The following is a 10,757-nucleotide window of genomic DNA, read 5'->3' on the forward strand; positions in this document are numbered from 1 at the left end:
TTCCTATATCCGTTTAAAGGCTTGTGCAAGAATAAACCATGATACATGAGGAATCCATTGTTCCGCCCAGCGCCAGTTATCATCCACTGTGCCACCTGGTTCCCGGATAAATGCGATTCCTTCTTCATTGTTCTCATCGCTTGTGATTCCATTGCAGATCCCCCCCGGGCAATTCATAAAATCATACCGTTCTTTGAAGAAATACTGGATATTGTTTTTGCCGTAGCCATCCATCATACAGGAATCAAAGGGATTTAAGCCCATGATCCAGTTAATCTGATTATCAGCAAAATACTCCAGTTGATCCTTTAATTTTTCATCATCCGTAATCCTTAATAGAGCCCTGGCCGCTGCCGATAAGGAAGCAATCCTGGCATTTTCTCCCTGCCACCATGGTTCTACTGTTGTATGGTGCGGGAAAAAGAACTGGGCCTTTTTCACCCCATCACTGTCCTCAAAAAGAAATCTCGGATAGCCGAAGGGATTCGAAACAGAATATGTAATATTAAGAATGTGCCTCATTATCATTTCCGATGTTCCCACCGCTTTTTCAGACTTTACCCTGCTCTTTTCTATTGAAGCATATTCAAGAAGTGCAAGAACAGGAAGCCCCTCATCGGCAGCATGATAATAAGGGAGGTTTCCATAAGAGGTCAAATAAGCTGCCGTTTCCCCCTCCGCAACAAGACGCGTATAAATACGCTCCGCCATATCTCCTGCCTGTGCCAGGTACTCATATTCTTTACCAGCCTTATAAAGCTCTGTTAATGCCAGAAGAGCACAGTATTCATCAATCAGATTCCATGCCCCATCATTGGTATACCTCTCATTATTTGCTGACAGGTAATGCCATGCATCCTTTGCTGCCAGAAGATACTCATCCCTTGTATAATCAGCTCCCGGATAAAAATGTCTGGAGGCTGCTGCCAATGCTGCAATCGCAGTTCCTCCTCCTGACCGCAGACTGGTTTCATAATTTGCATCCTCAACGGTCTCTGCATCAGCGGTTGCTGCCTTTTCACTGAACTGGGAACTGGAACCATGATATTCAAATCCGACTTTTCTGTTCCCTCTCACATGATCCAGGGCATTTCCCCTGTTAATCGAACGGTAAAAGCTTCCCGAGGGAGCGCGCATCCGCATAATAAAATCAGCCCCATAAGTTCCTTCATCCAGCATCCTTCGTTTTATCATGGTATATTCCACATTACAGGAGGCTTCCAGTTCTTCCGCTGCTTTAAAAAATGCATAGGCACTGAAAGAAGCCTGCTGAGGATTATGCACGGTTCCATGAGATAAATGAGACAAATGGATTCCATAATCTCCAGTGGCATCAAACCAGCCTCCATGAACATCAACCTGCCCCTGCCGCTCTCCTGCAAAGCCCAGCTTCCTGTCCTCAAAGAGCCATTCTCCACTGGATCTTTGGGCTTTAAAATAGTAGCCCGCTGCATTCAACAGTCTCATGGTAATTAAGGATTCTCTGATTTCAAATACATCACTTTTTACAGTTCCTCCTTTTGTTTCAAGATGTAACTGAAACCTCCCGGAACCCTTCCACTCGGAAAAGTCAAGAGTCCAGTAATAGCCGGTTTCCCACTGTGCCACAGTCCCCCATTCTTTTACCTCACCTTCAAGGACAACCGGTCCATCAGCTTTAAAAAGCTTGAATCCTCCAGGGCAATCCTCTTTCTTCCCCTGATAAACCGCCATTTTCTTACCAGATGCATCATAACCCAAATGATTGACAAGTAATTCCATAAAACACCCTCCTTACATTTCTAACCTTTTACAGCCCCTGCTGTAAGACCTTTGATAACCTGTTCCTGGGATATAACATATAATACAAGCAGCGGCACAATTGTAACAATAATCGCTGCCATCATACTGCCGTAATCTGTTCCAAACATATTGCTGACCATAGATAAAATCACACAGACTGGCTGTTTCGACCTTTGGGAAAGATATACCATGGAGGTCAGCAGATCATTATAAGACCATATAAAAACCATGATTCCCACAGTTGCAAACATAGGCCTGGATAATGGCATGGTAATATGGGTTAATACATAAAACGGTGAGGCGCCATCTATAATCGCTGCCTCATCCAGTTCATCCGGCAGAGAACGCATAAATCCTGTCAGTAAGGTAATAGAAAAACAAAGATTCCCTGCAATCTGAGGAATAACAGCGGCTGCATGGGTTCCCCGGACAGGCAGCTTACTGATCGTCACAAAGTTTGGAATCATAGTGGCAAAGGACGGAACCAGAAGACAGGCGATCAATACTGCATCTGCATACTTCGTCCATTTAAACCGGAATCTTCCCAGTGAAAATGCTGCTAATCCTGCGATTAATACAACACCGATTACAACAGAGCCTGAGATAATGAAACTGTTAATAAAGGCCCTGGACATGCTTAGATCCGGATAGCTCATAATGGTTTTATAATTGTTAAACTGTATGGCCGCAGGAAGTGCTGCTCCGTTTTTTACAATCTCCTCTGAAGTTTTAAAGGAATTAACAAGTACCCATAAAAGGGGAATGATGGTGGTTAAAGCCCAGAAAATTAAAATTATGTATTTTAGTATCCTGGCAGCCAGTTCTTTTCCTTTCCCTGTCTCATGCATCCTCTACACCTCCCTGCAACATCTTTCTAAGCACACTGGTTACTGCAACTCCAAGAACGATCATGACTATGGCTATGGAACTGGCATATCCCCCATTGCCCCTTGCAAATGCCTTCTGATACATGTAAGTGCTTAAAAGCTGGCTGGAATCCAAAGGACCTCCATTGGTAATCATAAAAATAATATCAAATACTTTAAAACATCCGGAGACCACAAGAACAATCGAGGATGTAAGAACACTGCGCAGCATTGGCACGGTGATATAAACAGCTTTCTGCACCGGCCTGATCCCATCAAGCATGGCTGATTCATAAATGTCAGAGGATATGTTTGATATGCCTGTTAAAAAAATCACAAAATAAAATCCGACATACTGCCACACAACAGGAATGAGGGCAAGGTAAATGGAAGTCTTTTCATTGATCCATACCTGCTTTTCCCCTCCAAACAGGGTAATGAAATAGTTGAGAAGCCCATATTCATACTTATAAATCAGGGTAAACATAAGACCGATTGCAGTCGCTGATATTACAATCGGGAAAAAATAGATTGTTCGGAAAAACTTAAAACAATGCCTGACTCCATCTACCAGAATCGCCAGAATCAGAGCAAAGCCAATCTGGAATAAGAGAACCCCTGCCATCAGAATCGCTGTATTGCGAAGCGCTGTTCTGACAACCGAATCTCTAATTAAATCTTTATAATTTTCCAGGCCGATAAACGTCTGTACCGCAGAGAAATTATACCAGGCTGTAAAACTGTAATAAATCGTCTTTCCCAACGGGTAAATCATGAAGCACAACAGAAGAACTACCGCCGGAAGCAAAAACAGTAAGGCAGTCCGTTGTCTTTTCGCCTTCATGGAACCTCCCCCTTTCTATCCTTTTAAAAGGAGTGGCAGAATCTATAAATCTTCTGCCACTTTTCCTCCCTCTCTTCTATTTACTGGTAGCCTCCAAGATCTTACGTGCCTCAGCCAGAAGTTCCAGGCTGGTCCTCTTTCCTTCTACCAGATACGGCGCTCCGTCATCTGCTATGGCCATCCAAGCCTCCCGGCTCACCTGGGAATCAATAGCCGTATCCGTATAAGATGCCTTATTCAACATCTCAATCGCACTCTTCTTCAAAAGAGAGGCACCTTCCGGTACGGGGCTTTCAATTGCTGAGCTTCCGCCTACCGCAATAAATCTCTGGACGATCTCAGGTGATGTAAGATATTTTAAGAGTTTTAGTGTTTCATCACTGCGCTCTGCCGCCTTTTTACTAAAGAACCAGCCAGAACCAAAACCTGCAATTACGCAATCCTCTCCTCCTTTGCCTCCGGGGAATGCAGGCATTGCAATAAGGCGCATATTTTCATTGTCCTCCAAAGCGCTGACACACCAGGAACCATTGATCATCATGGCTGCTTTTCCTTCTTTAAACATCAGACGGATATCATCCTCTGAAATCGTCATGGTATCCTTAGGAAAGGCCCCCATCTGGTACCATTCTGCAATACTGTCAAGCGCCGGTGCCCAGCTGTCATCAAAGTAATTCTTATGTCCTTCTCCGCCCGACTGAGCCAGAATCGAAAGCTCCAGCAGATAAGAGGGCTTTGCCATGGAAGAAGCAAATGCAGGAATATCATTTTCAGCAAATACTTTAATGGCTTTCATGATATTATCATAAGACACAGGCTCCTCCAGGCCGTACTTCTCAAATAATTCTTTATTATAAAACAAGCCTTCATAATATCCCAGATAAGGAAGACTATACTGCACTCCATCATATTTCTGACTGTCAAGAGCTGACTGTTTAAAGTTCCCAGACCACTTCTCGTCGTCTTTCATATAGGTTCCAAAATCAACAAACAGTCCGGAATCCACCAGCGGCTTTCCATCTGCTCCCGTATAAAATATGGATAAATCAGCCGGTGTTCCAGCCGCTATATCTGCCTGCATCTTCGTACGGAATACATCATTTACTCCTGCTGTTGGAGCTGATTCGTCTACAATCTCAATATTTGGGTTCGCCGCCATATACTCTGCAATTACTTCAGACCAGACCGGCGCCCATTGATCAGAGCCTGTAAAAAAGGTAAATACCCTGATCTTTTCTTTTCCCCCTGATGCGGCTTTACCTGCATCAGCAGCCTCCGTTCCTGTTTTCGCTCCCCCGGTCTGTGGTGCAGACTGGCTGCAGCCTGCAAGAGATAATGACAACATGGTTGATCCTGCAAGTACCGCTAACACTTTTTTCATTTTTTTCATGTTCTCTCTCCTTTTCATTCCTTTATTACTCTTAAAAGCAGCAACAACCGCTAAAAAGACAACTCCCTGCCTTTTCCTCTGCTCCATACCCCAAAGAACAGTGTGGCAATTCCTATGGTTATGGCTGAACAGGCCATCATGGAACCGCCTCCCCATAATTCAAAAGCAGCCCCTCCAATATAACCGAATACCAGCTTGCTGAATACAGTACTCATCGTTGCATTTAACACCTGGCTGCTGGCCCTTAGATCCGGCGGTACCCTTCGGTTAATGTAATTCAACAAGCAATAACTGATTCCCGTAAAGCTGAATCCATGAAGCAGGTTTGTAAGAATAATCAGCACAGGCGCAGTTAAAAAATAGAGAAGGGTCCATCGGATACAGGTAAGAACTCCGGACAAAATAAGCACCCCGGACATCCCTATCTTTTTCACAAGCCTGTGCATCACCATGAGACAGGGGACCTCGACAACGGAACATGCGAACATCATCCAGCCAACCAGCTTGCTGTTTCCTCCGATCTGCACAAAATGAATGGGGTAAAAATTGTAGAAAAAACTGGTTCCCAGCCCATACATTAAATTAAAGCCAATCAGTACGACCAGCGTCTTATCGGATAATACCTCCCATATAGAAGATTTATTTTTCCTTTCTTTAAAGCCCTTTACAGGCGGGATGGATAAGGAGAAGATCAGACATAAGGCCATGGCTGCTGCCACAATCCAAAATATAGAGGAATACTCATCCTTTAGAAAATACCCGGCCAAAACAACAGTTACAGCATAACCGATGGTCCCTCCCAGCCGGATCCTTCCATAATCCCATTTGCTGCCGGTCAGGGACTCTAAGGTAATATTGTCATTCAAAGGAATAATGGGAACAAAAAAGGCACTGAAGGCAGCCACAAGAAATAACACAGGCCAATAGCTTTTCGTAAGGTAAAACCCCATCGCTGAAATAATGGAAGCAATGTAGAGAAAAGCAACCACTCCATTCTTTCTCTCTGCCCTGTCACTGATACTGCCCCAAAAGGTCTGTGCAATCAGCAGCACGATCGTGGATATGGATATCATGCTGCCAATCTGAGTAGTAGAAAAACCGATCTGAGCCAGATATAAGTTTAAATATGTATTATAGATTGCCTGCCCCGAAAAAAACACAAGATAGACACAGAACAGTCCCTTGGGAAAGCTCATGCTTTTCTTTTCCTCTTCCATTACGCAACTCCATTCCAATTATTAAACTTTATTTATTAATTATGTATTGGCAACAGTATAACATAGGCAAAATGAAAATTCAAGCCGATATTTACAGTGTTTGTTTACAATATTTCTTATATTTCCAGCTATAATGGCATACATAGACTTTTTTCTTTCCATTCACCAGGGGATTTCCATTTAATTTTATGTCTTTTATAGTTTTTCGTTTATTTTTAAAGTTTGTTAACTATTTAAAACATTGTCCTATTATTAAAAGAGCATACAAAAAAGAGGCTGTCAAATAATCTGTACTGTATCATACAGCTTATTTGACATACCCCTTTTACGTAAGCAAGCGTATCCAGATCGCTTCAGGATATTTTTTCTTATGGCATGAACAGCCAGGTAAACTATTTTACTCAGTCTTCTGTCCTCTCACTGCATTTACGATCCATAATAAAATAACGGAACCAACGACAGAGACGATCAAGCTCCAGACATTAAATCCGGTAATGCCGGTTCCTCCAAAAAGGCCCATCAAAAACCCGCCGATTAAACCGCCGATGATCCCTACCACGATATTGGCGCCAGCGCCCATACTTTTATTATTACCAGTGAACATACTGGCAATCCAACCGGCAAGAGCACCAATAATAATCCAACTTATAATTCCCATCGTTTATTACCTCTCTTTAAAAGAATTATTTATAATGAAATTCATCATTATTTGTGTAAAAACCTGATAGTCAATAAATTCAAAATAAAACAAATCATTTTGAATTATTATAAAACCAAAAAAGCATCCTCGTAGGACATACGGGATACCAAGTATAAGTTTTTGTCCTCACCAGGTATTTATAGTTAGTTTGTACCAGAATTGTATTTTTTATACACAGGGAAAAAAAAGGTACTGTTTCCAGCACCTTTTGGATAATTAGAGACCGCATGCTCTCATTATTTACTCTTCGCTAAGATTTATTCCCATGATTCCTGCCTGCACTTCATTTATCCTGTCATTGGCAATGATCGCTTTCCCCTTTATCCCCTCCAGACTATTTATCATCTCTCCATCCGGTACATTGGAGTAAGCGCCATTCTTATACTTTAGTACAGAAAACTGAGCCTTGTTTTCGTTATAATACGGAACAATTAATTCATGATATCCGTTCTCTGACTTATCACTGACAATGATTGGTTCATTGATTAATGTAAACTCCTGAACAACATGCAGTTTTCCACCATTTTCAGATAACAGCAATGCACTGCTTCCACCGGAGCCGCTGGTGTAAGGTCCTGTTACCATTACAAATATTTCATCCTTACCATCATCATTTAAATCAATATAGTTATAAAAATAATTTGTGGTTTCATAATATTCCTTTGGTACCTCCATGTCTTCAATGATCAGATCTCTTAGTTCTTTCAACGGTCTTGTCTCTGCCTTCATGCCTGATATGCCTTCCGGTAACTTAAGCATTGGCACTTCATTGGTTTCGCTGTTATTGGCAGCCGATGTTTCTTCTGAGCCGGAATTTTCAGAATTTGCACTTTCTGACTGGGCCGGCTCTTTCTGGGTTACTTCCTCTGTTACTGCTGCAGACCCAGTATCCTTCTGCGTGTTTAATGCTCTATTTCCGCAAGCACTTATGGACAGTGTTACTGTAATTGCAAGGCTTCCTAATAGCAGCATCCCGTATTTTTTGTTTTTCATCTGAATATCCTCCATTTGTTTTTAGGTTATACTGTATTTTCACAAATAAATGTAACAAACTTGTATTATACCTACGGGTTTTTTAAATATTTTTCCCACTGCATTTCCAAAACGTCATCTTTTTCTTCCACTGGCTGAATGAATAATATCTTGCCGCTTTCCTCATCCAAAGTAATATGATATTTGATATCTTTAATTGTCAGAGAGCCTTTCCATATAAGCATGGAACTCGACGGTGTCTCTGAGTCAATTAACAGGTAAGGTGTAATATCAATCTCTCTTAATATGGGACCATATATAGTAATCTCCAAAACGGGAATCTTGCTCAGTTCCCGAAAACATTGTCTGCGCGCCTCATATAAACTAAACCGGTCACCTGTTTTAAGTTCAATATGCTTTAAGTTTGCATTGCCGTCAGTTAACAGCTTCATTTTTTCCTCTAATGTTAACGTACTATTTTCTATTTTATCCATCTGGAAAACATTCATATCCATTTCTTTTGTCTCGCTTAACAGCTTCCGGTCCTGATACTGAAAATAAAGATATGGAAAGATCAGGATTGCCAAAGCTAAGGCAGCTACCTTGGTCAGATATATTACATAATTAAATGTCCTGTTCATCGATACTTCCTTTCCATACCAATGTCACTGTAGTTCCTTTACCCACTTCACTCTCAAACAGTATTTCTCCTCTATGGATATTCATAATATTAGAACAAATTGCTAATCCCAGGCCTGCTCCCCCATCTGCTCTGGAACGGGATTTATCCACCCGGTAAAAGGCTTCCTGAATTTTAGAAATCTCCTCTTTTGGCATACCCATCCCGTTATCCGTTATTGAAATCCATACATTACCGCTCTTACAGCCAGTTTCTATGGCGATCTCGCCATTCATGCCAGCCGCTTTTCCACCATTATCTAAAATATTTAATAAAACATTTTTCATAAGCTCCATATCTGCTCTTATTGGAAAATCGACAGAAGATTTTTTTACGATGATTTTCTTTTTATCAAAAACGGGTTTCATTGCTTCCAGGGCATCTTCCAGCAAATTCTGAACTGTACTGACGGAATAATTGGGCATTGCATTCTTTTCTATTAATAACTGCATCATCCTGTTAGAAAGTGCTTCCAGTCTCTTTCCTTCCGAAATAATATAGTCCACGGCATATAGGAAATCCTGCTCCTCCATTTTGCTTCTCTTTATTAAATCTGCATATCCTATCATGGCAGTAAGAGGAGTTCTTATTTCATGCGCCAAACTGCCTGCCAGTTCTTCCTGCTTTTTTGCCGTTTCCTTCAGCAACTGGATCTTTTCTTCTAATTGTTCCGCCATACCATTAAAATCGGATGCCAAAACACCGACTTCATCTTTCTCCTTATATTCCACTCTTTCCGTGTAGTCTCCTGACCTGATTTTTTTCACCGCATAGATCAATTTATGAATTGGTTTCGTCAGCTTTATAACATTGACAGCGTTTATCAATGCGCTTATGGCCCCCACAACAATTATGGTTATTATAAATATTTTCTGCTGCTCCTCTTTCTCTAAAAATATCTGTGTAAGATCTTTATGAACCTCAATGATAATAGGCCGTCTAAGCAGCTCTGTCAAAACTGACATTTGTAAAAAATAACCCTCAGCATTTTTTTCTACTCGATATACAATCCGATAAAGGGATAATTCACTGCTCTCTTTATCTAAAAACCCTGCATCATCGTTCTGAAATAATACCTTTCCATTTTCATCGCTTATTCTATAAGATTCTCCATTCCAATTGTTTTTCAAAATATCAATTGCTTCCTCAATACTTTTTGATGGTTCCTTATACAATGTACTGCTATCATTCGCAAGCAGCGTTACCAGATCCCGGTGAATGCTTTCGATATTTTCTTTTTCCCTCTCAACCTCCAGCAAATATGCTTTATGGAATGTCATTGACAGCAGTACAACGCCCTCTAATGTCAATGCGAACAGAACGACCAGAAATGTATTTGAGAATATCTTCCAGGAAAGTTTCATTTAATCCTCCAAACGGTATCCAATTTTAAATACAGATACCAATTGATCATATAGATCTAATTTTTTACGCAGCCTTTGTATATGCATATCAACCGTTCTGCTATCTCCAGTATACTCCCCTTCCCATACTCTCTCATAAATCTGCTCTCTAAATAATGCCAAATTCTTATTTTTAATAAATAGCACCAGTAATTTAAACTCTTTCTCTGTTAATGTAATCTCCTGCTCATCCTTTGTCACCTTGTGTGATGATACATTCACAGAAATATTTCTATAAGACAAGATTTCGTCTGTTTTATAATACCGCCTGAGCACGTTTTCAATCCTGACCTGCAATTCCTCTATCTGAAAGGGCTTTGTCAAGTAATCATCAGCACCTAACTTAAAGCCCTTTACTTTGTCCTGCACACTTCCTTTTGCAGTCAAAAATATTACCGGAATCTCCGTAGGGCGGATAAACTCCATTAATTCAAATCCATTTGCCTTTGGCAGCATGATATCCAGAAGAATCAACGAATACCTTTTTTCCAGAATTTTATTTGCAGCCGCTTCCCCGTCATAGACCTGTTCGCATTCATATCCCATAGTTCTCAAGCTTAGCTTAATAAAATCGGATATAGGTTTTTCATCCTCGACAATTAAAATATTATGCATTTTTATTTCCTTTCTATCCAGCTTCCCTTTTCCATAAAAAAGCCAGGTCCCGAATCTGATTCATGATATCTGTTAATATTTTTTGTCTTATTATTTCATATTGTTCGTCTTACTATATAATAAAACATATAAATGTATCAATCTTGTAAAAAACCAGCAAACAACATAGTCAAATATAATACGTGACTTTATAAATTACAACATAAAAAGGACTCCACACTCTCATGTGAAGTCCTCAGACTGTAGACAAAATCCAGGGCATTCACCCTGGATTTGTCTTGTAACAGAG

The 10,757-nt window shown here is 40.7% G+C and carries 10 protein-coding genes; all 10 read right to left on the reverse strand.

All coding sequences use genetic code 11. From position 1 onward, the window contains the following. Window positions 1–3: 3 nt before the first annotated feature. The 10 genes from RT269_RS20640 to RT269_RS20685 all read right to left on the reverse strand — a co-directional run bounded on the left by RT269_RS20640 (window position 4) and on the right by RT269_RS20685 (window position 10,468). Window positions 4–1,761: a glycoside hydrolase family 9 protein gene (locus RT269_RS20640; RefSeq protein WP_313185413.1), complete on the reverse strand. Its 1,758-nt coding sequence runs from the start codon at window positions 1,759–1,761 to the stop codon at window positions 4–6. 20 nt (window positions 1,762–1,781) lie between these two features. Continuing rightward, window positions 1,782–2,630 (reverse strand): carbohydrate ABC transporter permease, encoded by an 849-nt coding sequence (locus tag RT269_RS20645; protein WP_313185414.1) that lies wholly within the window; start codon window positions 2,628–2,630, stop codon window positions 1,782–1,784. Further along, window positions 2,623–3,492, reverse strand: coding sequence for a carbohydrate ABC transporter permease (locus RT269_RS20650; protein ID WP_313185416.1), 870 nt, complete (start codon window positions 3,490–3,492; stop codon window positions 2,623–2,625). The genes RT269_RS20645 and RT269_RS20650 overlap by 8 nt, the downstream gene beginning before the upstream one ends. Window positions 3,493–3,568: 76 nt before the next feature. Next, complete coding sequence (locus RT269_RS20655) at window positions 3,569–4,882, reverse strand: ABC transporter substrate-binding protein (RefSeq protein ID WP_313185418.1); 1,314 nt, start codon at window positions 4,880–4,882, stop codon at window positions 3,569–3,571. A gap of 50 nt (window positions 4,883–4,932) precedes the next feature. Then, complete coding sequence (locus tag RT269_RS20660; protein WP_313185419.1) at window positions 4,933–6,099, reverse strand: MFS transporter; 1,167 nt, start codon at window positions 6,097–6,099, stop codon at window positions 4,933–4,935. A gap of 397 nt (window positions 6,100–6,496) precedes the next feature. Continuing rightward, window positions 6,497–6,757, reverse strand: coding sequence for a GlsB/YeaQ/YmgE family stress response membrane protein (locus tag RT269_RS20665; RefSeq protein WP_313185420.1), 261 nt, complete (start codon window positions 6,755–6,757; stop codon window positions 6,497–6,499). Between the two features lie 282 nt (window positions 6,758–7,039). After that, a complete protein-coding gene (locus tag RT269_RS20670) occupies window positions 7,040–7,792 on the reverse strand; it encodes a hypothetical protein (protein WP_313185422.1) in 753 nt (250 codons plus the stop codon). A gap of 71 nt (window positions 7,793–7,863) precedes the next feature. Next, window positions 7,864–8,412: a hypothetical protein gene (locus RT269_RS20675; RefSeq protein ID WP_313185424.1), complete on the reverse strand. Its 549-nt coding sequence runs from the start codon at window positions 8,410–8,412 to the stop codon at window positions 7,864–7,866. Beyond that, window positions 8,396–9,814 (reverse strand): sensor histidine kinase, encoded by a 1,419-nt coding sequence (locus tag RT269_RS20680; protein WP_313185425.1) that lies wholly within the window; start codon window positions 9,812–9,814, stop codon window positions 8,396–8,398. The genes RT269_RS20675 and RT269_RS20680 overlap by 17 nt, the downstream gene beginning before the upstream one ends. Continuing rightward, window positions 9,815–10,468, reverse strand: a complete 654-nt coding sequence (locus tag RT269_RS20685) for a response regulator transcription factor (RefSeq protein ID WP_313185427.1) — start codon at window positions 10,466–10,468, stop codon at window positions 9,815–9,817. Window positions 10,469–10,757: the final 289 nt, after the last annotated feature.

Source organism: Lacrimispora sp. (genome assembly GCF_032078915.1).
In the GTDB taxonomy this organism is placed as follows: Bacteria; Bacillota; Clostridia; order Lachnospirales; family Lachnospiraceae; genus Lacrimispora.

Bases quoted from the DNA above. Each gene is read 5' to 3' on its own strand.
- RT269_RS20680 (WP_313185425.1), bottom strand. From the start codon at position 9,814: ATGAAACTTTCCTGGAAGATATTCTCAAATACATTTCTGGTCGTTCTG.
- RT269_RS20665 (WP_313185420.1), bottom strand. From the start codon at position 6,757: ATGGGAATTATAAGTTGGATTATTATTGGTGCTCTTGCCGGTTGGATT.
- RT269_RS20645 (WP_313185414.1), bottom strand. From the start codon at position 2,630: ATGCATGAGACAGGGAAAGGAAAAGAACTGGCTGCCAGGATACTAAAA.
- RT269_RS20675 (WP_313185424.1), bottom strand. From the start codon at position 8,412: ATGAACAGGACATTTAATTATGTAATATATCTGACCAAGGTAGCTGCC.
- RT269_RS20655 (WP_313185418.1), bottom strand. From the start codon at position 4,882: ATGAAAAAAATGAAAAAAGTGTTAGCGGTACTTGCAGGATCAACCATG.
- RT269_RS20640 (WP_313185413.1), bottom strand. From the start codon at position 1,761: ATGGAATTACTTGTCAATCATTTGGGTTATGATGCATCTGGTAAGAAA.
- RT269_RS20685 (WP_313185427.1), bottom strand. From the start codon at position 10,468: ATGCATAATATTTTAATTGTCGAGGATGAAAAACCTATATCCGATTTT.
- RT269_RS20650 (WP_313185416.1), bottom strand. From the start codon at position 3,492: ATGAAGGCGAAAAGACAACGGACTGCCTTACTGTTTTTGCTTCCGGCG.
- RT269_RS20660 (WP_313185419.1), bottom strand. From the start codon at position 6,099: ATGGAAGAGGAAAAGAAAAGCATGAGCTTTCCCAAGGGACTGTTCTGT.
- RT269_RS20670 (WP_313185422.1), bottom strand. From the start codon at position 7,792: ATGAAAAACAAAAAATACGGGATGCTGCTATTAGGAAGCCTTGCAATT.